The organism is Rhizobium sp. Root708 (assembly GCF_001429725.1).
Lineage (GTDB): Bacteria > Pseudomonadota > Alphaproteobacteria > Rhizobiales > Rhizobiaceae > Rhizobium.
The window spans coordinates 694,412-720,276 of the sequence record NZ_LMHV01000043.1 but is presented as its reverse complement, the minus strand read 5'-3'; the positions used below and the strand labels follow the sequence as shown (position 1 = coordinate 720,276).

At 59.9% G+C, this 25,865-nt stretch carries 25 protein-coding genes; 15 read left to right on the top strand and 10 right to left on the bottom strand.

Features of this window, described 5'->3' with window-relative positions; all coding sequences use genetic code 11:
• Positions 1-50: 50 nt before the first annotated feature.
• Together ASE04_RS27840 and ASE04_RS27835 are read left to right on the top strand one after the other, a co-directional pair.
• Entirely contained in the window at positions 51-599 is a 549-nt protein-coding gene (locus ASE04_RS27840; RefSeq protein ID WP_056825860.1) for a CGNR zinc finger domain-containing protein, read from the top strand.
• Positions 596-1,102, top strand: coding sequence for a hypothetical protein (locus ASE04_RS27835; protein WP_056825549.1), 507 nt, complete (start codon positions 596-598; stop codon positions 1,100-1,102). The genes ASE04_RS27840 and ASE04_RS27835 overlap by 4 nt, the downstream gene beginning before the upstream one ends.
• 70 nt (positions 1,103-1,172) lie before the next feature.
• Here ASE04_RS27835 and ndk read toward each other — a convergent pair whose 3' ends face one another.
• The gene (gene ndk / locus ASE04_RS27830; protein WP_056825546.1) at positions 1,173-1,595 is read right to left on the bottom strand and encodes a nucleoside-diphosphate kinase; all 423 of its coding nucleotides are present in this window, start codon (positions 1,593-1,595) and stop codon (positions 1,173-1,175) included.
• Between the two features lie 192 nt (positions 1,596-1,787).
• Between ndk and ASE04_RS27825 the strand changes: the two genes are divergently transcribed.
• The 5 genes from ASE04_RS27825 to ASE04_RS27805 all read left to right on the top strand — a co-directional run bounded on the left by ASE04_RS27825 (position 1,788) and on the right by ASE04_RS27805 (position 7,402).
• Positions 1,788-2,303, top strand: a complete 516-nt coding sequence (locus ASE04_RS27825; RefSeq protein WP_056825858.1) for a DinB family protein — start codon at positions 1,788-1,790, stop codon at positions 2,301-2,303.
• Between the two features lie 144 nt (positions 2,304-2,447).
• Positions 2,448-3,494, top strand: coding sequence for a GGDEF domain-containing protein (locus tag ASE04_RS27820; protein WP_056825544.1), 1,047 nt, complete (start codon positions 2,448-2,450; stop codon positions 3,492-3,494).
• Positions 3,495-3,540: 46 nt separating this feature from the next.
• Positions 3,541-5,421, top strand: coding sequence for an ABC-F family ATP-binding cassette domain-containing protein (locus ASE04_RS27815; protein WP_056825857.1), 1,881 nt, complete (start codon positions 3,541-3,543; stop codon positions 5,419-5,421).
• A 128-nt stretch (positions 5,422-5,549) separates the two neighbouring features.
• Positions 5,550-6,380, top strand: a complete 831-nt coding sequence (locus tag ASE04_RS27810) for a polysaccharide deacetylase family protein (protein WP_056825542.1) — start codon at positions 5,550-5,552, stop codon at positions 6,378-6,380.
• Between the two features lie 95 nt (positions 6,381-6,475).
• On the top strand, positions 6,476-7,402 hold the full coding sequence (locus ASE04_RS27805) for a Gfo/Idh/MocA family protein (RefSeq protein ID WP_056825540.1): 927 nt from the start codon (positions 6,476-6,478) through the stop codon (positions 7,400-7,402).
• A gap of 40 nt (positions 7,403-7,442) precedes the next feature.
• Here the strand turns inward: ASE04_RS27805 and ASE04_RS27800 are convergent, their stop codons facing one another.
• Together ASE04_RS27800 and ASE04_RS27795 are read right to left on the bottom strand one after the other, a co-directional pair.
• A complete protein-coding gene (locus ASE04_RS27800; protein ID WP_056825538.1) occupies positions 7,443-7,892 on the bottom strand; it encodes a DNA polymerase III subunit chi in 450 nt (149 codons plus the stop codon).
• Positions 7,889-9,388, bottom strand: a complete 1,500-nt coding sequence (locus ASE04_RS27795) for a leucyl aminopeptidase (protein WP_056825536.1) — start codon at positions 9,386-9,388, stop codon at positions 7,889-7,891. The genes ASE04_RS27800 and ASE04_RS27795 overlap by 4 nt, the downstream gene beginning before the upstream one ends.
• A gap of 178 nt (positions 9,389-9,566) precedes the next feature.
• Here ASE04_RS27795 and ASE04_RS27790 point away from each other — a divergent pair, with 178 nt between their 5' ends.
• The 7 genes from ASE04_RS27790 to rsmA all read left to right on the top strand — a co-directional run bounded on the left by ASE04_RS27790 (position 9,567) and on the right by rsmA (position 18,043).
• Entirely contained in the window at positions 9,567-10,340 is a 774-nt protein-coding gene (locus tag ASE04_RS27790; RefSeq protein WP_082597505.1) for a phosphatase PAP2 family protein, read from the top strand.
• A gap of 98 nt (positions 10,341-10,438) precedes the next feature.
• Positions 10,439-11,617, top strand: coding sequence for an LPS export ABC transporter permease LptF (gene lptF / locus ASE04_RS27785; RefSeq protein ID WP_056825533.1), 1,179 nt, complete (start codon positions 10,439-10,441; stop codon positions 11,615-11,617).
• Positions 11,614-12,702 carry an LPS export ABC transporter permease LptG gene (gene lptG / locus ASE04_RS27780; protein ID WP_056825531.1) on the top strand — a complete coding sequence of 363 codons (1,089 nt, stop codon included), beginning with the start codon at positions 11,614-11,616 and terminating at the stop codon, positions 12,700-12,702. The genes lptF and lptG overlap by 4 nt, the downstream gene beginning before the upstream one ends.
• On the top strand, positions 12,702-15,053 hold the full coding sequence (locus ASE04_RS27775; protein ID WP_056825529.1) for an LPS-assembly protein LptD: 2,352 nt from the start codon (positions 12,702-12,704) through the stop codon (positions 15,051-15,053). The genes lptG and ASE04_RS27775 overlap by 1 nt, the downstream gene beginning before the upstream one ends.
• 180 nt (positions 15,054-15,233) lie before the next feature.
• Positions 15,234-16,184 carry a peptidylprolyl isomerase gene (locus ASE04_RS27770; protein ID WP_056825527.1) on the top strand — a complete coding sequence of 317 codons (951 nt, stop codon included), beginning with the start codon at positions 15,234-15,236 and terminating at the stop codon, positions 16,182-16,184.
• A gap of 6 nt (positions 16,185-16,190) precedes the next feature.
• Positions 16,191-17,216, top strand: coding sequence for a 4-hydroxythreonine-4-phosphate dehydrogenase PdxA (gene pdxA / locus ASE04_RS27765; RefSeq protein WP_056825524.1), 1,026 nt, complete (start codon positions 16,191-16,193; stop codon positions 17,214-17,216).
• Positions 17,216-18,043 (top strand): 16S rRNA (adenine(1518)-N(6)/adenine(1519)-N(6))-dimethyltransferase RsmA, encoded by an 828-nt coding sequence (gene rsmA, locus ASE04_RS27760; protein WP_056825522.1) that lies wholly within the window; start codon positions 17,216-17,218, stop codon positions 18,041-18,043. The genes pdxA and rsmA overlap by 1 nt, the downstream gene beginning before the upstream one ends.
• Positions 18,044-18,086: 43 nt before the next feature.
• Here rsmA and gmk read toward each other — a convergent pair whose 3' ends face one another.
• The 7 genes from gmk to fabD all read right to left on the bottom strand — a co-directional run bounded on the left by gmk (position 18,087) and on the right by fabD (position 24,596).
• Positions 18,087-18,752 (bottom strand): guanylate kinase, encoded by a 666-nt coding sequence (gene gmk / locus ASE04_RS27755; protein ID WP_056825520.1) that lies wholly within the window; start codon positions 18,750-18,752, stop codon positions 18,087-18,089.
• Between the two features lie 3 nt (positions 18,753-18,755).
• Positions 18,756-19,643, bottom strand: coding sequence for a YicC/YloC family endoribonuclease (locus tag ASE04_RS27750; protein ID WP_056825517.1), 888 nt, complete (start codon positions 19,641-19,643; stop codon positions 18,756-18,758).
• Between the two features lie 14 nt (positions 19,644-19,657).
• Positions 19,658-20,896: an endolytic transglycosylase MltG gene (gene mltG, locus ASE04_RS27745; RefSeq protein WP_443216929.1), complete on the bottom strand. Its 1,239-nt coding sequence runs from the start codon at positions 20,894-20,896 to the stop codon at positions 19,658-19,660.
• 107 nt (positions 20,897-21,003) lie between these two features.
• Complete coding sequence (gene fabF / locus ASE04_RS27740; RefSeq protein WP_056825851.1) at positions 21,004-22,266, bottom strand: beta-ketoacyl-ACP synthase II; 1,263 nt, start codon at positions 22,264-22,266, stop codon at positions 21,004-21,006.
• A 91-nt stretch (positions 22,267-22,357) separates the two neighbouring features.
• The gene (locus ASE04_RS27735; protein ID WP_003502080.1) at positions 22,358-22,594 is read right to left on the bottom strand and encodes an acyl carrier protein; all 237 of its coding nucleotides are present in this window, start codon (positions 22,592-22,594) and stop codon (positions 22,358-22,360) included.
• Positions 22,595-22,884: 290 nt separating this feature from the next.
• A complete protein-coding gene (gene fabG, locus ASE04_RS27730) occupies positions 22,885-23,622 on the bottom strand; it encodes a 3-oxoacyl-[acyl-carrier-protein] reductase (RefSeq protein ID WP_056825515.1) in 738 nt (245 codons plus the stop codon).
• 29 nt (positions 23,623-23,651) lie between these two features.
• Positions 23,652-24,596, bottom strand: coding sequence for an ACP S-malonyltransferase (fabD, locus tag ASE04_RS27725; RefSeq protein WP_056825514.1), 945 nt, complete (start codon positions 24,594-24,596; stop codon positions 23,652-23,654).
• A gap of 208 nt (positions 24,597-24,804) precedes the next feature.
• Here fabD and ASE04_RS27720 point away from each other — a divergent pair, with 208 nt between their 5' ends.
• Positions 24,805-25,848, top strand: a complete 1,044-nt coding sequence (locus tag ASE04_RS27720) for an aldo/keto reductase (protein ID WP_056825512.1) — start codon at positions 24,805-24,807, stop codon at positions 25,846-25,848.
• Positions 25,849-25,865 lie beyond the last annotated feature (17 nt).

The following is a 25,865-nucleotide window of genomic DNA, read 5'->3' as shown; positions in this document are numbered from 1 at the left end:
CGACAAAAATCATAACTGGCAAAATTCATTTTACCAGTTATATTTTGATGATGAGCTTTTCGTGGACCGAACATCGATTTGCTGGCGGAGCCCTGGCGCTTGATGTGGCAAACAGCGTCATCCTTCGCCATGACGACGCCAGATGCATTGACCGTTTCGCGATCGAGACGCAGCTTGTGGCCTTTCCCGATGCCGCCTCCCGGTTCTGTGCCGAACGCGCGCTGTTCGGCGATGCGGCGCCTTCGTCTCCGGACGACAAAGGGCGGTTCATCGCCCTCAGGGAAGCAACCGACCGCTATTTCAGGGCGCGTATCCTTGAGGGAGACGACGACCTGCTACTCGCCGACCTTCTGGACGCGGCGGCTGGAAATCTCCGCGAGGTAGAGCGGAACGACATTGCACATGCGACCGCTCGCTCGGCCATCGGCCTGATCTCGATGCCGGAGCCGGAGCGCATGAAGATCTGCAGGAATTGCGGCTGGCTCTTCATCGATCGAAGCAAGAACAGAAGCCGCGCATGGTGCGACATGGCAGTCTGCGGAAACCGAGCCAAGGCGAACCGACACTACCGGCGGAGAAAAGAGGAGGATGCCCGATGAAAGCACGACGTATCGCAGCTCTGGCGACCGTGGTTCTTGTCCTCGCGGGCTGTCAGAGACAGACGGACAACCTGGTCGAATTCAGTGGCCATGTCTTCGTCTTCAACTACCGGGTCGCGGTGGCTACCTATCTCGTGACCTTGAGCAAGAAGGCTCCGATCCCCGATGGCACCGTTGCCATCGCCGAGTTCGAGAACCCGAGCGGCGGCGACCCGCTTGTCACGAACGAGAAGATCTATCCCTTCTGGGACAAGATCACGATCCAGAGCCCAGCCGTTCATTGCGTCAAGAAAGACAGGCCCTACGCCGTCAATGTGCGGCTGGTCGATGCCAGCGGCAAGACATTGCAGAGTCTGAAGACAAAGGTGATTTCCAGCGTCGACCAGTCCATGATGCCCGGCAAGCCGCTGGTCGTGGGGCCGTTCTACAACAAGAACCCCGAGGTCTTCAAAGCCGACGGAACGACGGACTATGACACCAAGGACACCTGCCCTTCGACGTAAAAAAGCCGGAGCGAAGCCCCGGCTTTCAGAGTCAGTTCAATAAGTTCAGCGTGTTTGCTGAACGCAGGTATCAGCCGACAACTTCGGTGTCGGAGAACCAGTACTTGATTTCCTGAGCAGCGGTTTCCGGAGCGTCCGAGCCGTGAACGGAATTTTCGCCGATCGACAGGGCGTGAACCTTGCGGATCGTGCCTTCGTCAGCGTTTGCCGGGTTGGTCGCACCCATGATTTCGCGGTTCTTCAGGATGGCGCCTTCGCCTTCCAGAACCTGAACGATGGTCGGGCCGGAGGTCATGCCTTCAACCAGTTCGCCGAAGAAGGGGCGTTCCTTGTGAACAGCGTAGAAGCCTTCTGCTTCGCGCTTGCTCATCCAGACGCGCTTGGAGGCGACGACGCGCAGGCCGGCATCTTCGAGCATCTTGGTGATGGCGCCCGTCAGGTTGCGCTTCGTTGCGTCCGGCTTGATCATCGAGAAGGTGCGTTCAATCGCCATTGTAATAATCCTCAGTTATCGGGGAAAAGTGGGCGGTGTTTACCCGTCCGATTGCCTGAAAACAAGGGGGGACCGGTAATTTCACGCCAGTGTCACACGCTCGGAAGGCATCATCAATTTTCATGGCCTTATCAATGCCGATCACGCGAAATCGTCCTATGATCGGTTCGAAGAGCAGATTGGGGAATGGAAATGCTGAAACAATACAGGATGTTTGCCGACTACAATCGCTGGGCCAACGACCTCGTCTACACCGCCGCCTCGGAATTGACGGGTGATGAATTCCAAGCCGATCGCGGCGCCTTCTTCGGCTCCCTGCAAAGAACGCTCAATCATCTGCTGATCGCCGACAGGATCTGGATGAAACGCTTCAGCGGCACCGGCGACGCGCCCGCAAGCCTCGACAAGGTGTTGTATGCGGATCTCCCTTCCCTCGCCGAAGCACGTCGCGCGGAAGACCAACGGATCATCGCATGGGTCGACACGCTTGACGGGGCGACCATCGACGCCGATTTCACCTACACGCCGGTCACCGTTTCCACTGTGATCACGCAGCCGCTTTGGAGCAGTATCACGCATTTCTTCAATCATCAGACGCACCATCGCGGTCAGTGCCACATGATGTTGACCAGCTTCGGCAAACCCAGCCTTTCCCTCGACCTCAGCTACTATCTGAGGAGCGACGGTCAGAGATGGCTTCGTGCCTGATAAGCAAGGGCTCATTAACCCCGTTACCGGACAAGCCAGCCGAAACCAGCGAGAACAGGCTTGAATTCAAGCTATCTTAAGCGATTGCGCGCATAGCACTTTACAACGCCAGGTCGGACAGGACCGAAAAGCGAGGGGACCGCTATGCGAAATGCAGCATCGAATGCACAGACGCAACGTGAAGCGGCGCGTCCGCCGGTCGCGACGGATATTCAGCGCGTGAGCCAGCATATCGTGCGGCTTGGGATCGCCGGGTTTCCGCGTAACTACGAACTCCTGCATGACGCCATCATCGGACAGAATGCGGCCCTGGCGCAGGATATCGCTGCACTCGGCCCCACTCCGAAACAATCCTCGCTCGATGAACTCGGGTTGAAATATCGGCTGGTCAGCCATTGCGGGATGATCGACAGCGTCTCCCAGGCCGAGACAAGCAAATTGCTCCGAGATATTGCGGACCAACTTGCCGAAAGCCTCGCCGGCAAGAAGTCCTTCGTGCGGGCGACGGCGGCTGTGCTGGGTTCGATCGTTGACTCTCCCGACCAGAGCCTTTCCTCGCTGATGAGCGAGATGGAATACCTTTCGCGGACACTCGAAGAGACGCTGGCGGCGGAAACCGCTCTCGAAGCGAAGCTGGAAACCGATATGGAGCGGCTCGATGCGCTCGCCCGGGGCGTGGCCGCGGCCCATGCCGCCGCAACGACCGACAAGCTCACGGGACTGCCGAACCGCATCGCGCTCAACAAGACGATGGCCGACCTCTACGAGCGTGAGGAAGGTGCTGCCGGAAGCGCCCTCATCATGGTCGACATCGACGAGTTCAAAACTTTCAACAGCCGTTACGGCCAGCAGATCGGCAGCCGCCTCCTGAAGAGGCTTGCGGATATCTTCCGCAAGTCGATCAAGAAGCACGACTTCGTTTCGCGGACGGACGGCGACGAGTTTGCGTTTCTATTCGCCAATGTCGGGATGCAGGAGGCTGTCGCCATTGCCGAACGGCTGCGGACCGCCGCCGAAGACAACCTGATCTTCGCCGCGAGCGACACCGCCTCCGCAAGGCTGACGGTATCGCTCGGCATTGCGCTGAGCGGCGATGCGGCCACTGCCTCCCAGCTCCAGGCCAATGCGCGTGTGGCCCTGCATGCCGCACAATCGAACCGTCGCCAGCCGGTGCAGGCCTTCGGACGCTGACAGGCAGGCTCTTGCGCTGGCTGCGGCTTTCAGCCAAAACGCCGGCATGATTACGATCAACGATATTTCCGCGCGTATTGCCGGCCGCCTGCTTCTCGATCATGCCAGCGTTTCCCTGCCAGCCGGCACCAAGGCCGGACTGGTCGGGCGAAACGGTGCCGGCAAGTCGACACTGTTCCGGATCATCACCGGCGATCTCGGCGCGGAGACGGGATCGGTCTCGATCCCCAAGAACGCCCGTATCGGCCAAGTCGCGCAGGAAGCGCCCGGCACCGAGGAATCGCTGCTTAGTATCGTTCTTTCAGCCGACAAGGAGCGCAGCTCGCTGCTGAAGGAAGCCGAGACGGCTCGAGATCCCCATCGGATCGCCGAAATCCAGATGCGGCTGGTCGACATCGATGCGCACTCGGCCGAAGCACGGGCGGCAAGCATTCTCGCGGGCCTCGGCTTCAGCCAGGAGGCACAATCGCGTCCGGCCTCCGCTTTCTCGGGCGGCTGGCGCATGCGCGTCGCGCTGGCATCGGTACTCTTCGCCGAACCGGACCTGCTGCTGCTCGACGAACCGACGAACTATCTCGACCTCGAGGGGACGCTGTGGCTCGAAGACTACGTGCGGCGCTATCCGCATACGGTCATCATCATCAGCCATGACCGCGACCTGCTGAACAACGCGGTCAACTCGATCGTCCATCTCGATCAGAAGAAGCTTACCTTCTATCGCGGCGGCTATGACCAGTTCGAGCGCCAGAAGGCGGAAGCAGACGAGCTGCAGACCAAGGCCAAGGCCAAGAACGACGCTGCACGGAAGCATCTCCAGAGCTTCATCGACCGCTTCAAGGCGAAGGCTTCCAAGGCCCGCCAGGCGCAGAGCCGCGTGAAGGCGCTGGAGCGGATGGGAACCGTCGCGGCGGTGATCGAAGACCACGTCCAGCCGATCACCTTTCCGGAGCCGGAAAAGCAGCCCGCCTCCCCGATCGTCGCCATCAGCGGCGGTGCGGTCGGATACCAGCCAGAGAAGCCGATCCTGAAGGGCCTCAACCTGCGGATCGACAATGACGACCGCATCGCCCTGCTCGGCTCGAACGGCAACGGCAAGTCGACCTTCGCGAAATTCATCTCCGGCCGGCTTGCTCCGCAGGCCGGTGAGGTCCGGCTGGCGCCCAACCTGAAGATCGGTTTCTTCGCGCAGCATCAGCTCGACGATCTCATTCCGGGCGATTCACCGGTCGAGCATGTCCGCCGGCTGATGCCGGATGCGCCGGAGGCAAAGGTGCGTGCGCGCGTCGCGCAGATGGGCTTGGCCACCGAGAAAATGTCGACCGCCGCCAAGGATCTTTCCGGCGGCGAGAAGGCGCGTCTGCTGATGGGGCTTGCGGCCTTCCACGCGCCGAATCTCCTGATCCTCGACGAACCGACAAACCACCTCGACATCGACAGCCGCCGCGCCCTGATCGAGGCGCTGAACGACTACGAGGGAGCGGTCATTCTGATCTCGCACGATCGTCATCTGATCGAGGCGACGGTCGATCGGCTCTGGCTTGTCAACAATGGCACCGTCACGACCTTCGACGGCGACATGGAGGAGTATCGCGACCTCGTCGTGTCGTCAGGCAAGAAGAAGGACGACAAGGTCCAGCTCGACGAAACCGCTTCCAAGGCCGACCAGCGAAAGCTCAATGCCGAGAAGCGCGCTTCGCTGGCGCCCTTGAAGAAAAAGATCAATGAAGTCGAATCGTTGACCGGCAAATTGGAGAAATTGATTCAGGCGCTTGATGTGGAACTTGCAGATCCGCAGCTCTACGAAAAGGCGCCGGCGAAAGCCGCCGAGAAGGCCAAGCAACGCGGCGAGGCAGCAGCCAAGCTTGCCGCTGCCGAAGAGCAATGGCTCGAGCTTTCCTCCGAGTACGAAGGCGCTATGGCAGGATAGCCACACCGTCAGCCGAAACCACTGCAGACGGACATTTCTTAACGACCGCAACAACCGCGGAAACCGATCGTTAACCATAATTCGAAAGGTTGTCTCAACATACATTACTGATTTGTTGAGCCCCTTTCATGCATCGATTCACGATATATTCCGGCCTCGTCCTGTGCGCGGCACTCGCCGGCTGCCAGACCGCCAAGCAACCTGCGCCAGACACGACCATCAAGACATCGTCGATCGTCGCCCCCGAAGGTCAGGCTGATACCATCGTACAAACGAGCCGCCAGACAACGATGCCCGGCGCGCGGCACAACCTCGCCGGCCGGACGTTGACGGTCTCCTCGATCCACGAACTGCGTCTCGAAGACAAGGAAGTGATCCTGAGCTTCGACGACGGCCCGATCCCGGGACGGACGGACCGCGTGCTGGCGACGCTGGACCAGTTCGGCGTCAAGGGCGCGTTCATGATGGTCGGCGAGATGGCCGAGCTTCACCCTGCCCTTGCGAAGAAGGTCGCCATGGATGGCAACGCCATCGGCAGCCATACCTACAAGCACCAGGATCTGGCGACACTCAGTTTTGATGCAGCCATGGCCGAGGTAACGCGCGGCGAAGCCGCGGTGACCAAGGCGACCGGCGTGGACGTCAACTTCTTCCGCTTTCCTTATCTCGCCGATACGCACAAACTGCGAGCCGCCGTCGCGATGCGCGAGATGGTCGTCATGGATGTCGACGTCGACAGCAAGGACTATTTCAACACGTCCGCCGCGGCGGTCACGAAGCGCACCATGGACCTGCTGCACAAGAGAGGCCGTGGCATCATCCTCATGCACGATATCCATAATCGGACGGCCAGCATGCTGCCGACGCTTCTCACGCGCCTGGAAGCCGAGGGCTACAAGGTCGTGACACTCAAGTTCAAGAAGCAGGACGTTCCGGCCCAGGTGATGGCGTCACTCTGACAGTTGCGCCGACGCTTGCTCGGCGGCTTCTTTCTGATAGAACAGTGACACAATAAATCATACTTTTGAGCGAAACACCGAACGCGAGCACCAGCATGTCACCCATCAACCTCGCCATCGTTGGCGTCGGCAAGATTGTCCGCGACCAGCATCTTCCGTCCATCGCGAAGAATCTCGATTTCAACCTGATCGCAACGGCAAGCCGCCACGGCACCGTCGATGGCGTGCCGAGCTTCACGACCATCGATGCGATGCTGGAGGCTGTTCCCGAGATCAACGCGGTATCTCTCTGCATGCCACCGCAGTACCGCTATGAGGCCGCGCACAAGGCTTTGTCTGCCGGCAAGCATGTGTTCCTAGAGAAGCCACCCGGTGCGACGTTGAGTGAAGTCGCCGATCTTGAGGCGCTGGCCGCTTCCAAGGGCGTATCGCTTTTCGCCAGCTGGCATTCGCGCTATGCGGCGGCCGTCGAGGCGACCAAGTCCTTCCTCGCGTCCACGACGATCAAAAGCGTTCACGTCATCTGGAAGGAAGACGTCCGCCACTGGCATCCAAATCAGGAATGGATCTGGCAGGCCGGCGGCCTTGGCGTTTTCGATCCCGGCATCAACGCCCTTTCGATCGTGACGCACATCCTGCCGAAGGCGATCTTCCTCACCAGCGCCACGCTGGAATTCCCGGAAAACCGCGACGCACCGATCGCTGCCGATCTGTACTTCAAGAACGCCGACGGCGTGCCGGCGCGCGCCGAATTCGATTGGCGCCAGACGGGCAAGCAGAGCTGGGACATCATTGCCGAGACGGCAGACGGCCAGATGGTTCTGGCCGAAGGCGGCTCGAAGCTGTCGGTGAATGGCGAGTTGAAGTTCTCCGCACCGGAGGAAGAATATCCGGCGCTCTACCGCCGTTTCGCGGAAATCGTCAAAGCCGGCACCTCGGATGTCGATCTCGCGCCGCTTCGCCATGTCGCGGATGCGTTCATGCTCGGCAGACGAAAGTTCGTAGAGGCTTTCCACGATTGATCGATACAAAGAAGCCCGCGCAACGCGGGCTTCACTCTTTCTAGGCCTTCTTTTCCCAACGGCCTTCCGGCGTCTGCTGCCAATAGGTCAAGGTATGCCCCTCGCCCTTCAGCTTCTTCCATTGACCGCGGGCGCCTTCCAGTTGTTCCTGGTCATAGCCGTCGAACATGAAGACGACGCGCTGATAGGCATCGAACGTCGGAGGTTCAGCGCCGTCGACGATGAAGCGGACGGTCGCCATGTTTGGGTTTGCGTCCGATACGGTCAGCAACACCGGCTGGCTTTCAGCCATCTCGCCATCGTCTGTGCCATGCGGCAGGAAGCTGTCCTCCCGAAACGTCCAGAGATGCTGGTCGAGGAGATCGCGACGCGCGACCTCCTTCATCTGCACGCAGACGCGCCAGCCGCGCTCGACGCTTTTGTCGAGCAGCGGCGGAAGCGCGTCCTCCAGTTTGGATTCGGTCAGATGATAGAACAGGACTTCCGTCATGATTCGTAGTGAGCGCGCACGAGCTCGTCGAGCAGCCGCACGCCGAAACCGGAACCCCAGGACTGGTTGATCTCATCGAGGGGCGAGCCCATTGCGGTGCCTGCGATGTCGAGATGCGCCCAGGGCGTGTCCTGCACGAAGCGCTTGAGGAAATGCGCGGCAGTGATCGAACCGGCATGACGTCCGCCAGTGTTCTTCATGTCGGCGAACTTGCTGTCGATCATCTTGTCGTATTCCTTGCCCATCGGCATGCGCCACAGCTTCTCGCGGGTGACGAGCCCGGCAGCCGTCAGCTGCTCGGAGAGTTCGTCGTCGTTCGAGAACAGGCCTGCATGCACATTGCCAAGCGCAACGAGGATCGCGCCCGTCAGCGTCGCCAGGTTGATCATGAACTTCGGTTTGAAGCGGTCGTTGCAGTACCAGAGGGCATCGCAAAGCACGAGGCGGCCCTCGGCATCGGTATTGATGACCTCGATCGTCTGGCCGGACATCGACGTGACGATGTCGCCGGGACGCTGGGCGTTGCCGTCAGGCATGTTTTCCACAAGGCCGATAATGCCGACAACATTGGCCGGGGCCTTGCGCGCCGCGAGCACGTGCATAAGTCCGGTGACAGCAGCGGCTCCGCCCATGTCGCCCTTCATGTCTTCCATGCCGGCGGCGGGCTTGATGGATATGCCACCCGTGTCGAAGACGACGCCCTTACCGATGAAGGCGACCGGCTGTTCTCCGCTCTTGCCGCCCTTCCACTGCATCACGGCAAGCCTCGGCGGGCGTACGGAACCCTGGGCCACGCCCAGAAGCGCGCCCATGCCAAGCTTCCGCATCTCCTGTTCCGTGAGTATCTCGACCTCGACGCCAAGCGCCTCGAGTTCTTTCGCCTTGGCGGCAAACTCTACCGGTCCGAGAACGTTCGGCGGTTCGTTGACCAGATCTCGCGCCAGGTTCACGCCACCGGCGACCGCCAGGGATATCTTGAAGATTTCGGCCGCCTCGCTGGCGGCTGCCGTCACGATGACCACTTTGGTCGGCTCACCACGATTCTTGCCGGCGGTTTCTTCATCCGCCTTCTTTGTCTTGTATGTGTCGAAGCTGTAGGCGCGCAGCAGCATACCGAGCGCGAAATCCGCCGCCTGTTGCGCACCAACCTCGACATCAGGGGCGTCGAGGAAGATCGTGACCGAGCTGGCGTTCTTGATCTTCGACGCTGAGGCTCCGCCCACCTTCAGCCAGTCATGGGTCGTGAGACTGCCCGGCTTCCCAAGCCCGATCACGAAAATCCGTTCGGTCGGCGAACCTTCTGGCGCCACGATGTCGAGCGCGGTTGCAAGCTTTGCGCTGAAACCGGCGACATTGGAGGCTCTGGCAATCACCGAAGCCGGGTCGACCACCTTGGCGCCGGCAGCGGTTTCGGCTTCGCTGGCCTTCAGAAGGATTGCGTATCCGCCGGTTGGTTCCGCGGTCTTTTCAAACGATATCTCGAACTTAGCTGACATGTCTTCTCCAGTGGGATTCTTTTGGAAATCCTCTCTGCGCGCATCATTTCGGGTTTCAGCGTCGAAAACAAGACGATGCGACCACCTGTGCCGTTCTTGCCTCCCCCGCCGACATTCAAACGCGTGTCATTTTGATTGCTCATGATCCCGAGCGACAATCAACCGCGTGTCTTCGGCGATGATATCTGACGCTAAAAGCCTGTTGGTGACGCTTGGCGAGCCTGGCCCGAACCGGGCTGCCCACGCCTTCTTCCTTCTGTTTGCCGCATGGTTTGCGCTGCTTATCTTTTTCGACCTATTCCCATCGCTGGATCTCTATGTCGCCGAACAATTTTTCAGGGCGAAGACCTGTCTCGATGGCTCTCTGAAAGAGCACTGCGGAAGCTTTCCCTATCGAAGCGAATCGGCGCTGCGTGCCGTTCGATCGTTTCTCTTCCGCCTGCCCTATCTGATCGCGATTGTCATGCTCTGGAAGCTGTTTGCCTGCTACGAGGAATATGGCGCGACATTCAACGCCGTCCGCGCCCGGGCTTTGCGGATCGCGCTTTCGTCGTTGGTCCTCGGGCCGATTCTCCTGGTCAACGTCATTTTGAAGAGTTACTGGGGCCGTCCGCGGCCCTCGCAGACCATCGATTTCGGCGGGCCGTTCGACTTCGTCCAGGCCGGCTCCATGGCCGGGAAATGCCTGACGAACTGTTCGTTCGTCTCCGGAGAGGCCGCGGCGGCGGGCTGGCTTTTCTGTCTTGCGTTCCTTGTGCCCCGTCATTTGCGAGGCGCAGCCATCGTGCCGATGGGCGCCATTTCCCTGCTGGTGGCGCTTCTGCGGCTTTCCTTCGGCGCCCACTACCTTTCGGACGTCATGCTCGGATGGCTGTCATCGCTCGTCGTCTTCACCGCCACGATGATGCTAACCGATTCGCCACACACTGAAAAAAAACTGAAATTTGAATGAATTTTCGAATGTGCCTTGTCGCAAATGCGAACCAAAGAGCGTAGATGAGGTTCCGCTGCGAAGCGGGACAAGTTCGCAAAGAGCGTTCAAGGGCATGCATGAAACTGCTTGAAACATACATAATGCGGCGCGTTGGCCAGATGTTTCTCGTGGCCCTTTTGCCCGTACTTGCGATCATCTGGACGACGCAGGTGCTGCAGCGCATCAATCTGGTGACCGATAGCGGCCAGTCGATAGGCTCGTTCGCAAAGCTCGCGACACTGATTCTGCCGTCGATCATTCCTGTCGTCCTGCCATTCGCGCTTGTCATCGGCATCACGCAGACGCTGACGACGATGAACAACGATTCCGAACTCGCGGTTATCGACGCAGCCGGCGCTCGCCGCAGCACGATCCTGCGACCGATTCTCGTCCTAGCCGCCCTCATCAGCGCGTTTTCCTTCCTGGTCGACAATGTCATCGAGCCGAAGGCGAAATCCGGCGCACGCCAGATGATCGCAGCCGCCTACGCCGATCTGCTTTCGACCGTCATCGAAGAGAAGAATTTCCGCCGGATCGACAACGGCCTTTACGTCCAGATTTCAGAGAGGCTTTCGGGACGCATTCTCAAGGGGCTTTTCGTCGTCGACGAACGCGATCCGGCTTTTGAGCTTATCTATTATGCCCGCGAAGGTGCCGTGGATGCGAAGGGTACTTCGCTGATCATGCATGATGGCGAAGTGCACCGGAAAACGACGACTGGCGATGTCTCTGTCATCCGTTTCGATTCCTATTCCTTCGATCTCTCGGATCTTACCCAGAACCGCGGCCAGGCATCGCTTCGGGCGTCGGACCGTGAACTCTCGTTCCTCCTGGATCCCGACAAGAACGACAAGGACTACATATCCCGTCCTGGTACCTACCGAGCCGAACTTCATCGGCGTCTAAGCGACTGGCTGCTTCCGATGGTATTTGCGCTGGTATCGCTGGCGATCGCGGGTGACGCGCGGTCGCACCGTGAGGCGCGATTGCATCCGATGGTCTCTGCGCTGGTGCTGGCCTTCACGATTCGCTGGGCGACCTTCTATGCCGCCAATCAGATTGATACGAAGCCGATGTTCATCGGTGTTCTCTACGCGATACCCATTGCCGCGAGTGCGCTTGCAGTCGTATCGATCGTCTTCCCCAAACGCCTGTCCCTGGCGTCTTTCGTCAGCGACCGCATCGCGATGGTATGGCGCAAATTGGTGAAGAGCCGACGCGGCGCCGCAGGGCCGTCCGCTGGAGGTCGCGCATGATCTTCGGAACGCTCGGCCGTTATTTTTTTCGCCGTTACATATCGACGACCGTCTGGTTTTTCCTCGGCGTGACCGGGATCGTGTTCCTCGTCGATTTCAGTGAGACGGCAAGCCGCATGGCCAGCCTTCCGGGCTATACGGTCGCCGGTGGCCTTCTGATGACCGCGGTCCGCCTCCCGCTTATTCTGCAACAGACCGTGCCGTTCATTGCGCTGTTTGTCGGCATGACCGTGCTCATCGGTCTGAACCGCAAGTACGAACTCGTCGTGACCCGTGCCGCCGGCATTTCTGTTTGGCAATTCATGTCGCCGTTCATAGCCGGCGCGTTTTTCCTCGGGCTCGGCGTGATCGCAGCGCTCAATCCGCTGGCCGCTTGGGGACAGCGACAGGCAGCTCAAGTGGAAAGCAACTGGCGTGGCGACAACGGCGCTGCCACCAGCGCTCCGCAGGTGCCGTGGATCCGCCAGATCAGCAAGGACGACGATGTCGTCATCGGCGCGCACAGCGTTGTCGACGACGGAACGATGCTCGTGGATGCCGTATTCGTACACTTCGATTCGGGCGCGCACATCATTCTGAGACAGGACGCGGCGACCGCAAAATTGGAAGATGGTTACTGGCTTCTTAAGAACGTTGTCGAGCGTCGGCCAGGTGAAATAGCAAGTCGCAAGGATGAGGTGCGGGTTCGCACCAATTTGAAACAGGACTTCATCCAACAGCGGCTTACCAACCCTGAAACCATTGGCTTTTTTGATCTCTCCCGCCGAATCGAAATCGCGAAATCCTTCGGGATTCCGACCAAGGCTCTGGAGACTCAATTCCACTCTCTGTTGTCGCAGCCGTTGCTGCTCGTGGCGATGACTCTCATTGCTGCAACAGTGTCCCTAAAATTTAGCCGGTTCAACCAATCGAGGTCAGTGATTCTAGGTGGAATCCTGTCAGGCTTCGTGCTTTATGTGGTCACCGTGCTTGTAAAAGCATTCGGAAGCAGTGGGGTTGTCCCGCCTTTCGTGGCGACGTGGATTCCGGTCATCGTCGCCTTGGCTCTGGGTGCAACAATTCTGCTTCATCAGGAGGATGGCTAGTGGCGGCAGGCAACCGCAAGATTGTTCGTAAGCAGTTGGTTGCCCTGTTAGCAGGCGTAGCACTGAGTACCTATACTTGCAGCGTTCCGGTGGCATTCGCACAGGACGCTTTACAAAACATAAAGCCAAACGTTCCGGCAGAAGCGAAGATGCTTCTTTCGGCCAATGAGCTTGTCTACAACAAGGACGCGGAAATCGTTTCCGCCATCGGCGGCGTACAGATCAACTACGCCGGCTATAAGATGGTGTCGCAGCGCGTCGAATATAATCAGAAGACCGGCCGGTTGATGGCGCTCGGAAATGTCGAGCTCGTCAGCCCCGACGGTAACCGCATGTATGCGGATAAGCTCGACGTCACGGACGATTTCGCCAACGGGTTCATCAATTCGCTGCGCATCGAGACGGCTGATAACACCCGCCTCGTTGCAGAGAGCGGCGAGCGCGTCAGCAGCACGCAGATGATCCTGAACAAGGGCGTCTACACCGCCTGTCTGCCTTGCGCGGAAAACCCGCAGAAGCCGCCTTTCTGGCAGGTGAAGGCGGAGCGCGTCATTCAGAACGGCGAGAAGCACACGATTCGCCTGGAGAGAGCCCGTCTGGAGCTTCTCGGACATCCGATCGCGTATGTGCCGTGGCTGGAAGTGCCTGATAATACCGTCAAGAGAAAGTCCGGCTTCCTGTTCCCGAGCTACAGCTCGGCGCAGAACCTCGGATTCGGCGTCTCCGTCCCGTATTACTACGTGATATCGCCGAGCATGGACGCGACTGTCACGGGAACCGGCTACACGACCCAGGGCTTCCTGCTCGATACCGAGTTCCGTCAGCGCTTCGAGAACGGTACGCATACATTGCGCATTGCCGGCATCGATCAGATGAGCCGCGATAAGTTCACGGACGGAACGAGCGATGCCGAGAACGATTTCCGCGGCGTCGTTGCCTCCAAGGCGGAGTTCAAGATCAATCCGCGCTGGACGTTCGGCTGGGACGTCATGGTGCAGAGCGACAACAACTTCTCTCGTACGTACGAGTTGAAGGGTCTGAACCAAACGACGCATACCAACCAGGTCTACCTGACCGGTCTTGGGACGCGTAACTACTTCGACCTGCGTTCGTTCTACTTCGACGTCCAGGATGCAGACCCGGCGAACGTTGCTGAAAAGCAGCAGGCGATCGTCTATCCTGTCATGGACTATCACTTCGTCGCGCCACAGCCTCTGGCCGGCGGCGAGCTTTCCGGGAATATCAACTTCACGAATATCTCGCGTACGCACGATGATGCATACGACGTCGCGGGTTTCGACCGCTTCCGCGGTTTGCAGGGGCAAACGTCGCGCCTCACCGGTGAGCTTGAGTGGAAGCGTACCTTCGTGACCCCCGCAGGCGTTCTGATCACACCGTTGCTTGCGGCCCGTGGTGACGCGATCGCACTCAACATGGACAATCCGAATTCGATTTCCGGGTTCTCTTACGGTGGTGACTACGATACCGGCGATGCGGCCACACGTGGCATGATTACCGCCGGTCTCGAGATGCGTTATCCGATCCTCGCAACGACTGAGAACAGCACGCACCTGTTCGAGCCGATCGTCCAGGTCTATGCGCGTCCGAACGAATCGCTGGCCGGCGCCCTGCCGAACGAAGACGCACAGAGCTTCGTTTTCGACGCGACCAACCTTTTCGAGCGCGACAAGTTCTCCGGCTATGACCGTATCGAAGGCGGCACCCGCGCGAACGTCGGCATCCAGTACACCGGCACGTTCGACAACGGCTACAAGCTGCACGGCATCTTCGGGCAGTCCTACCAGCTTGGCGGCCAGAACTCGTTCGACACCTCCGACCTCGTCAATGTCGGCGCTGATTCCGGGCTTGAAAACACCCGCTCCGACTATGTCGGGCTTGGTGGCATCGAGACCCCGCAGGGCTTTGCCTTCGCGGCATCCTACCGGCTTGACGAAAAGAGCTTCGATCTGCGTCGAGGTGATCTGACGGCCGGCTTCCAGACGGACGTGTTCCAGAGCCAACTTCTCTACACGCACGTTTCGGCGCAGCCTGAATACGGCTTCACCACAGACAACGACGAAGTTCAGGCACGAGCGACCGTCAAGTTCAAGGACTATTGGTCCATCTTCGGTGGCGTCGCCTACGACTTGCACAACAACGTCGTAAGCCGCCAGATGGTCGGTCTCTCCTATGAGGACGAGTGCACGATCTTCACGATCGCCTATACCGACAAGCGTGACTTGAGCGACGAGTCGGCAAGCGACTGGACGATCGGCGCGAAGCTGACGTTCCGCACTCTCGGCGACCTGAACCTCGGCTCGGGCGACGTCGCAAACACAAGCATCTACTAGTTGTTTTGACCTACGGCGAAAGAAAGGGCCTTTCTTTCGCCGTATGGCTATGCAGGACATTGTCGCTAGCCGACTTATGGGGCATATGCTGGATCGATCGTGTGCAGCAATGCCGCTTCGTCTCGATAAGGTATGAGCGTGGCTCTCGAAAGCCGCGTCAATGGGAAGGGTCGATAATAGATGATTGACGCTGGAAAGTCCGTCAAAACGGCATTCGCAGCCGTGGCGTTTACGATGCTGGCGGCTTTGGTTGCACCGCAGGCAGGCAAGGCTCTCGCCGCAAGCGAAGTCAAGGTCGTGGTCAACGGCACGGCAATCACCAGCGGCGATGTCGCCAAGCGTCAGGCCTTTCTTCGTCTTCAACATCAGAAGGCCGACGGCAAGGCTGCTGAAGAGCAACTTATCGAGCAGACATTGAAGCAGCAGGAAATTTCCCGCGTGCGCATGTCTGTTTCCAAGGATGATGTCGACGCCTCCTTTGCCCGCTTCTCGTCGGGTAACAAGCTGACGACTGCGCAGATGACGCAGATTCTGAACCAGTCGGGCGTGGGTGTCGAACATTTCAAGGCATTCATCGCCGTGCAGATGAGCTGGCCTCGCCTTGTCAACGCCCGCTATGGCTCGTCCAGCAAGATGTCGAACGCCGACCTCGTCTCGCGCATGATGCAGAACAACAAGCAGAAGCCCGAAACCACCGAGTATATCCTGCAGCAGGTGATTTTCGTGGTGCCAGCGAACAAGAAGGGCATCGTCGGAAAGCGCAAGAGCGAAGCTGAAGCGTCGCGCTCGAAGTATCCGGGCTGTGAGCAGGCGAAGGTCTTCGCCGCGACAATGCGCGATGTTTCCGTGCGCGAACTTGGGCGAATGCTTGCCCCGGAACTTCCGCCTGAGTGGAAGCCGCTCGTCGAACAGGCCAAGGGCAACACGACAGGCACACGCGTGACCGACAAGGGCGTCGAGTATCTCGGCATCTGCAGTCAGCGCCAGGTTTCCGACGACCAGGCCGCTGAGATGGTCTTCCGTCAAGAAGATCTGAACAGCGCGAAGGGCAAGAACGCGGCTCCGGAAAACGAAAACTCCACGAAATATCTGGAAGAACTGCGCAAAAAGGCGCAGATTCTGCGCCCCTGAGGCTCCATGACCGTTCCCTTTTCGCGGCCACTAGCCCTTACGCAAGGCGATCCTGCCGGTATCGGCCCAGATGTGACATTGATGGCCTGGGCTCGCAGGCGCGAGCTTGGCTTGCCGACATTCATTTTCATCGGCGATCCTGACGTTCTCGCCGCGCGCGCCAGACAGCTTGAGATTTCCGTTTCGATCCGCGAGGCGACTTGTGACGAGGCTGGTGCGTTGTTTCCTGACACGCTCCCGGTCCTGCCGATCGCCGCTGGCGTCGACGTCGCGGCTGGCGAGGCCCATGTCGCGACAGCAAAGGGAACGATTGCCGCCATCGAGAAGGCTGTTTCGCTGACGATCGCAGGCGACGCACTCGGCGTGGTTACCAATCCGATCGCCAAGTCGGTACTCTACGAGAGCGGCTTCCGCTTCCCCGGACATACGGAATTCCTGGCCGAGCTTGCGAGCCGGGAGACCGGCAAACCGATCACGCCGGTCATGATGCTTGCCGGACCGAAACTGCGAGCCATTCCGGTGACGATCCACGTTCCGATCAAGGATGTGCCGCAGGCGCTGACCGCAGAAAGTATCATCGAAACCTGCCGGATTGCGCATACCGACCTCAAGGAACGCTTTGGCATCGCCAATCCGCGCCTCGCTGTCGCTGGCCTCAATCCACATGCCGGCGAAGACGGCACGATCGGACGGGAAGATGAGACTATCGTCAGACCCGCGGTGCAGTTTCTGCGATCCGAGGGCATAGACGCCATCGGTCCCCTGCCCGCAGATACGATGTTCCACGATTCCGCCCGCGAGCGTTACGACGTCGCGGTGTGCATGTATCACGATCAGGCTCTCATTCCCGCCAAGGCGCTGGGTTTCGATGACGCCGTCAACGTCACGCTGGGGCTTCCTTTCATTCGGACATCCCCCGATCACGGCACGGCCTTCGGCATTGCCGGCAAGGGCCTTGCCAAGGACAGCAGCCTCGTTGCCGCGCTGAAGCTTGCTGCGCATCTCGGACGGGTCGTAGAGGGCCGCCACTGATGGCGGCTCTGGACGGGCTTCCGCCACTTCGTGACGTCATTCAGCGGCATGGGCTCGACGCCCGCAAGGCTCTGGGGCAAAACTTCCTGCTCGATCTCAATCTTACCCAGAAGGTTGCGCGCACGGCGGGCTCCCTGGAGGGTGCGACCGTGTTCGAGGTGGGTCCCGGCCCGGGCGGCCTGACTCGAGCGATCCTGGCGCTCGGCGCCAAGAAGGTCATTGCGGTCGAGCGCGATACGCGCTGCCTGCCGGCTCTGGCGGAAATATCCGATCATTACCCCGGACGCCTGGAGGTCATCGAGGGTGACGCGCTGAAGACCGATTTCGAGGCGATGGCGTCGGAGGGTCCGGTCAAGATCATTGCCAACCTCCCCTACAATGTCGGAACGCAGCTTCTCGTCAACTGGATCCTGCCGAAGCAGTGGCCCCCGTTCTGGGACTCGCTGACGCTCATGTTCCAGAAGGAAGTCGGCGAGCGTATCGTCGCGACCGAGGACGACGATCACTACGGCCGGCTCGGCGTTCTCTGCGGATGGCGCACGTCGGCGCGTATGGCGTTCGACATCCCGCCGCAAGCCTTCACGCCACCGCCGAAAGTTACCTCGACCGTCGTCCATCTGACGCCGAACGAGAACCCTGCGCCGTGCGCCGTCGGCAACCTCGAGAAGGTGACGCATGCGGCGTTCGGTCAACGCCGCAAGATGCTGCGCCAGAGCCTCAAGCCGCTCGGTGGGGAGACGTTGCTCAACAAGGCAGAGATCGACCCGTCTCGCCGCGCAGAAACGCTCTCCGTGGAAGAATTCGTACGTCTGGCCAACTGCCTCTAGAGGCAGCAGCTATAAGGCGCGATTGATCAGCAAAGATACCGGCTTAAAGATTTGGCTCTTCGGTCAACAGGCCCTTGACGAAGTCGAACAGGCCGTGACGCCTGTCGCGACGGACACGCTCGGCATTGACGATGCAGCTTACATTGCGGAAGGCTTCGTCCAGATCATCGTTGACGATGACGTAGTCGTATTCACGCCAGCGCTCGATTTCAGCACGAGAGTTCAGCAGCCGGGTCCGGATGACGTCTTCCGAATCCTCGGCGCGACGATGCAGCCGTGACTGAAGCTCGGTCATCGTCGGCGGCAGCACGAAGATCGAGACGATATCGGCCTTCATCTTCTCCTGCAGTTGGAGCGCGCCCTGCCAGTCGATATCGAACAGCATGTCGCGACCATCGGCCATGGCGGCTTCGACCGGCTCGCGGGGAGTGCCATAGAAATTCCCGTGGACCTCCGCCCATTCCAGCAGATCACCTGCGTCACGCATTCTCTCGAACTGCGGAACAGTGATGAAGTGGTAGTGCTTGCCAGCGATCTCGCTCGGCCGCTTTGCTCTCGTCGTTACGCTGATGGAGATTTCCAGGCTGTGGTCATCGCGCAGGAGATTGCCGGCAATGGTCGACTTGCCTGCACCGGACGGCGAAGAAAGAACAAGCATCAGCCCGCGTCGGGCGATCTTGATAGGCATACTCGATGAAGCCGGGCTCATGTTTCACTCCAAATTCTGAACTTGCTCGCGGAACTGGTCGATGACCACCTTCAGCTCTATGCCGGCGGCGGTTACGGCGGCAGCATTCGATTTCGAGCAAATGGTATTCGATTCGCGGTTAAATTCTTGCGCAAGAAAATCCAGCTTGCGGCCGACCGGGCCACCCTTGGCGAGCAAATCGCGCGCCGCGGCGACATGCGCCTTCAGGCGGTCGACTTCCTCGCGCAGATCCGCCTTCGTCGCCAGCAGTGCGGCTTCTGCGTGAAGCCGGTCGCGATCGAACGTTTTCGCGCTTTCCATCAACATCGCGACCTGCGCCGACAGCTTCGCGACGATCTCGGCGGTCGAGCGCGACGGATCCCGCTCAACGGTCTGCGTCAAGGTCTCGATCGTGGCGACGTGATCCAGCAGCACCCGCGCCAATGCGCTGCCTTCGCTTTCTCGCATGAGGCAAAGGTCCGACAAAGCCGCCTTCAAGCCATCCATGATTTCCGCGTCGCGCAGTACGATCGCGTCTTCGCTATCTTCGGGTTCGCGGAAGTCGATGATCCCACGGATCGACAGCAGTGTATCAAGCTGCAGCGGCGCCGGATCGATGATGCCGCCCAGCTGGTCGCGCAGGGACAGAACAGCCGCCAGCGCCTCCTGGTTCAGGACGGTCTCCAGGCGGTTCTCGCTGGTGGAAACGGAAAGCGAAACCTGCATGTTGCCGCGGCTGAACTGTTCGCCGACGAACCGGCGCACATCGGCCTCCAGCTTGTCGAGGCCCGGCGGCAGCCGCAATCTTACGTCCAGCCCCTTGCCATTGACCGAGCGCAGCTCCCAGGCCCAGCGCCAGCGCCCCGTCGTGCCCTCACGACGCGCGAAACCGGTCATAGACTGAAGAGCCATTCGATCCTCCGAAATCAGTTGGTTTTCTTTTTCTTCGGAGCCGGTGCAGGCGGCGTTTCCGCAGGCGCCGTTCCGTCTGGCTGGCCGTCTACGGCAATATTCGGATCCGCGCCCTTGTCAGCCTCGAGCTTGCGCCAACGCTTGACGTTCGCATTGTGCTCCTCGAGCGTCGCCGCGAAAACGTGACCGCCCGTGCCGTCGGCGACGAAATAGAGATCCTGCGTCTTCCAGGGATTGGCAACAGCCTCCAGCGCATCACGCCCCGGGTTGGCAATCGGCGTCGGCGGCAGCCCCTTGATGACGTAGGTGTTGAAGGGCGTCTCTTTCTTCAGGTCGGACTGGTAGATCGGCCGGTCGGCCGGCTTCCCGTCTCCACCGAAGAGACCGTAGATAATCGTGGGATCGGACTGCAGACGCATGCCCTTGGACAATCTGTTCAGGAAGACGGAGGCAACATGGGCGCGTTCGTCCGCGACGCCTGTCTCCTTCTCGACGATCGAGGCAAGCGCTACCAACTCTTCTTTCGACTTCAAAGGCAGCGACGGATCGCGCTTGTCCCAAACCTGGTCCACGAGCTTCTGCTGTGCGGCGGCCATCTGTTCGACGATCTCGGAACGCTTCGTTCCGCGCGAGAACTTGTAGGTATCGGGGCGCAGGCTTCCTTCCGTCGGAAGCGCTGTCGGCAGATCGCCTTCGAGAACGGTATCCTCGTTCATGCGGTTAAACATCTGCCGAACGGTAAGCCCCTCGGGGAAGGCGACCGAATAGAGGATCGACTTGCCCGATTTCAGCAGCTCCATGATATCGTTCATGGATGCGTGCGCCTTGATCTCATACTCGCCGGCCTTGAGGCTCTCGCCCTTTTCAAGGTGCGTCGCCGTCAAATAGCGGAAAACGCGGCTGTCGGAGATGATGTTGTTACGCTCGAGATTGGAGGCGATTTCGGCAACGCCGGCGCCGCCGCGAACGATGAAGTTCGTATTCGTCTCGAGGGGGCCAGGCTCCTGATAGGCGGAGATCGCGTAATAGAAGATCAGAACCGCGCCCGCGCAGCCCAGCACCACCAGTGTCATCAGGAAGTTGAGGAAGATAACGACTTGGCTACGCGCCTTCTTGGAGCGCTTCGGCGGCTCCGGCACGCGCTCCGGTCGCAGCGCTTCGGCGGGCGATTTCGGAATGAACGGCCCGTTCTGCGACTGCTGGCCCTGCTGGCCAATCGTGTCGTTGCTCTGGTTCGTATCGTTCACCGGCAATCCTCTAAGCTTGGCCTACATCCCGCTTCTCGCGAAGCAATGCGGCAAAATACAGGTGGGCAACCCGCCTTGCGCGTTGCCCGAGGGCCGTCAGGACGCCAGGTCTATCAGCCGACGTGGCGGCGGAGTACCAGCGATGCGTTCGTACCGCCGAATCCGAACGAGTTCGACAGTGCAACATTGATCTCGCGCTGGCGCGCCTTGTGCGGGACAAGGTCAATCGCAGTCTCGCGCTCGGGATTGTCGAGATTGAGCGTCGGAGGCGCGATGTTGTCGCGGATCGCGAGCGTCGCGAAGATCGCTTCGATCGCACCGGCGGCACCGAGCAGGTGGCCGGTTGCGGACTTCGTCGACGACATCGAGATCTTCGACGCCGCATCGCCGACCAGACGCTCGACGGCGCCGAGTTCGATCGTATCAGCCATGGTCGATGTGCCATGGGCGTTGATATAGTCGACATCGGCAGCCGTCAGGCCCGCACGCTTCAGGGCAGCGGCCATGCAGCGGCCGGCGCCCTCGCCGTCTTCCGACGGAGCAGTGATATGGTAGGCGTCGCCCGAGAGACCATAGCCGACAACTTCGGCATAAATCCTGGCGCCACGAGCCTTGGCGTGCTCAAGCTCCTCAAGAACGACGATACCGGCGCCTTCGCCCATGACGAAACCATCACGGTCCTTGTCATAGGGACGCGATGCCTTGGTCGGATCGTCGTTGTGCTGCGTGGACAGCGCCTTGCAGGCCGCGAAGCCCGCCAGGGAAATACGGCTGACCGGAGATTCCGTGCCGCCCGCGACCATGACGTCCGCATCGCCGAATGCAATCAGCCGGGCAGCGTCGCCGATCGCGTGAGCGCCGGTCGAGCATGCGGTAACAACCGAGTGGTTCGGACCGCGCAGCTTGTGGCGGATAGAAACCTGGCCGGATACGAGATTGATCAGGCGACCTGGAATGAAGAACGGAGAGATACGGCGGGGGCCCTTGTCGCGAAGCGTATAGCCCGCTTCGACGATGCCCTCGATGCCGCCGATGCCGGAACCGATCAGCACGCCGGTGGAGATTTGCTCCTCGTCCGTCTGCGGATGCCAGTTCGCATCGTTCAGCGCCATGTCCGCGGCGGCCATGCCGTAGATGATGAAAGGATCAACCTTGCGCTGTTCCTTCGGCTCCATCCAGTCATCGGCGTTGAACGTGCCGTTAGTGCCATCGCCAACAGGAATACGGCAGGCAATCTTTGCGGGAAGATCGTCGACTTCGAACTCGGTGACCAGCCGGGCGCCATTTTGGCCCGCAAGCAATCGGGACCACGTCACTTCCGTTCCGCATCCCAGGGGCGATACCATGCCCGTACCTGTTATAACCACCCGTCTCATCGACTGCATTCCCCCGCCTTTTATGTTCTTGGAGCCATGCCAGAAATAAAAAGGGCGGACTCTGGGTCCGCCCTTTCTCAAGTGCTCAGGATTAAGCCTGAGCCTTTTCGATAAACTTTACAGCGTCGCCGACCGTCAGGATCGAGTCTGCAGCGTCATCAGGAATTTCGACGCCGAATTCTTCTTCGAATGCCATGACCAGTTCGACGGTGTCGAGCGAGTCAGCGCCCAGATCGTCGATGAAGCTTGCGCCTTCGACAACCTTGTCGGCATCGACGCCAAGATGATCAATAACAATTTTCTTTACGCGTTCTGCGATATCGCTCATGTCGGTTTCCTCGACCTTATGTCTGATCAGAATGCCTTGTGACATCCCTACCCTGTTTCAGCCTGCGGCGCTTTTGAAGTCACCTTCGGCAAACTCTTTCAACCCGGCTGCCAGAAATGTCCCAGGCTTGCACAAAAGCCCGCCGGTCCGTCTTCTTTCTCGGGAGACTGTTCACAGTCAATGGCCCGCTTAACACGGTTTAAGTCTGCCGCAAAGCCAGAAAATCAACCCCATCGGGTTGGTCAACACGCTATTGCGGGGAAAACTGCCTCAAGAGGCAGTTTCCCGTTTCAGATCATGGCCATGCCGCCGTTTACGTGCAGCGTCTGGCCTGTCATATAAGAGGCTTCCGACGAAGCGAGATAGGCGACCGCGGAGGCCACTTCAGCGCCCGTGCCCATGCGCTTCATCGGGATCGCTCCCATGATCGCTTCCTTCTGCTTGTCGTTCAGCTTGCCGGTCATGGCGCTTTCGATGAAACCCGGAGCCACGCAGTTGACGGTGACGTTGCGGGTTGCGATCTCCTGGGCCAGCGACTTGGTGAAGCCGATCATCCCGGCCTTCGAGGCACAGTAGTTCGCCTGGCCCGGATTACCGGTCACGCCGACAACGGAGGTGATGTTGATGATGCGGCCATAGCGGCGGCGCATCATCGGATGCGTCAGCTCGCGGGTCAGGCGGAACATCGCCGTCAGGTTCACTTCGATGACGTTATCCCAGTCCTCGTCGCTCATGCGAACGAAGAGGCCGTCCTTGGTGATGCCGGCGTTGTTGACGAGGATGTCGACGCCTTCGAGGTCGGCTTCGGCCTTGACGCCGAGCGCCTTGACTTCGTCGCGGTCGGCAAGGTTTGCCGGGAAGATCTTGACGCGATCGCCGAGGTCGTTTGCCAGCGCCTCGAGCTTCTCGACGCGGGTGCCGTGCAGACCGACGATGGCGCCCTGCTTGTGCAGGAGGCGGGCGATTTCTTCACCGATGCCGCCAGAGGCGCCGGTGACCAGAGCCTTGCGGCCGGAAAGATCGAGCATGGAAGTGTTCCTTGTAATCGTTAAATCTATCAGGCCATCAGGGCGGCAACAGCCGCATCGATATCGGCAGGCGTGTTGACGGCAATGCCGTTCACAGTCTTGTCGATACGGCGCGCGAGACCGGTCAGGACCTTGCCGGAGCCAATCTCGTAAAGTGTCGTCGCGCCGTTGGCGGCAAACCATTCAACCGTTTCGCGCCAGCGAACCTGGCCCGTCACCTGTTCCACGAGCAGCGTTGCGATCTCGTCGGCATCGGTCACGGGTGCCGCGCGGACGTTGGCGATAATAGGCACGACCGGATTGGACTTCTTGACCGTTGCCAGCGCTTCGCGCATCGCGTCCGCAGCCGGAGCCATCAGCGAGGAATGGAAGGGAGCGGAAACCGGCAGAAGGATCGCGCGCTTGGCACCCTTTTCGGTCGCGATCGCGGCGCCCTTTTCGACGGCTGCCTTCTCGCCCGAAATGACGATCTGACCACCACCGTTGTCGTTGGCGATCTGGCAGGATCCGACGGCAGAAGCTTCTTCGCAGACAGCAACGACGTCAGCGTGTTCCAGGCCGATGATCGCAGCCATGGCGCCAACGCCAACAGGCACGGCAGCCTGCATGGCATTGCCGCGAATGCGCAGCAGGCGCGCGGTGTCGGTTAGCGAGAAGGTTCCGGCTGCACAGAGGGCGGAGTACTCGCCGAGCGAATGGCCTGCGACATAGGAGACTTTCGCCTTGAGGTCCACGCCCTTGGCTTCGAGGACGCGGATGACCGCCATCGAGACCGCCATCAGGGCCGGCTGTGCGTTGGCCGTCAGGGTCAGCTTGTCTTCCGGACCATTGAACATGGTCTCCGACAGCTTTTCACCCAGAGCGTCGTCGACTTCTTGGAAGACAGCGCGCGCCTCGGCGTAATTCTCGGCAAAATCCTTGCCCATGCCGACAGCCTGGCTGCCTTGTCCCGGAAATGTAAAAGCGATGCTCATTCCTATGTCCTTTTTTAAATGGACCTCTGGTTATTTCGCCTCCAATTGACATTCTTTCCTGCAGAGTCAAGTGGCGGACGCCCGCGTTCCAAGGCTTTCGCGGCTGCGAGAAAGGCTGGCTTTACCTCTTGCGCTTGCTCGATTCCGGTCTAGATTTGCGCCCGTCTTTCAGACCAATCCTTTTTCAGATCACCTTCAAGGCTTTCAGATGAAATACAAGAAACTTGGCCGCACCGATATTTCCGTGTCCGAAATCTGCCTGGGCACCATGACCTGGGGCACGCAAAACACCGAAGCCGAAGCGCATGAGCAGATGGATTATTCCGTCGAGAAGGGCGTCAACTTCTTCGATACGGCCGAGCTCTACCCGACCACGCCGGTTTCGGCGGAGACGCAGGGACTGACGGAAGACTACATCGGCACTTGGTTCCAGAAGAGCGGCAAGCGCAAGGACATCGTGCTCGCCACGAAGGTTGCGGGCCCCGGCCGCTCCTATCTGCGCGGTGGTGACGGCGCCGATGCGAAGAATATCCGCCTCGCGATCGAGGCAAGCCTGAAGCGGCTGAAGACTGACTATGTCGATCTCTACCAGATCCACTGGCCAAGCCGCGGCCATTTCCACTTCCGCCAGAACTGGCACTACGATCCCTTCAAGCAGGACCGTGCCAAGGCAATCGCCAACATCACCGAGATTCTCGAAACGATGGGCGAGCTCGTGAAGGAGGGCAAGGTGCGGGCGATCGGCCTATCCAACGAGACGACCTGGGGCACGCAAAAGTATCTCACGCTTTCAGAGACGCTCGGACTGCCGCGCGTCGCGACCATCCAGAACGAGTACAATCTGCTCTACCGGCACTATGACCTCGACCTCGCAGAACTGTCGCATCACGAGGATATTGGCCTGCTCGCCTACTCGCCTCTCGCCGGCGGCATCCTCAGCGGCAAATATGTCGGAGGCGCCAAACCCGAAGGCTCGCGCGGCTCGATCAACAGCGATCTTGGCGGCCGCCTGCAGCCTTTGCAGGAGGCACCAACGAAGGCCTATCTGGAGATCGCTGCTCGCCATGGCCTCGACCCCTCGGCGATGGCGCTCGCCTTCTGCCTGACACGCCGCTTCATGGCATCGGTCATCATCGGTGCAACGACGATGAAGCAGCTCGAAACGGACATCGGCGCGATCGGCCTGAAGCTGTCGCATGAGGTGATGACGGAGATCGAGGCGGTTCACCGTCAGTATCCGATGTCGATCTAAGGCATATCGACCCGGCC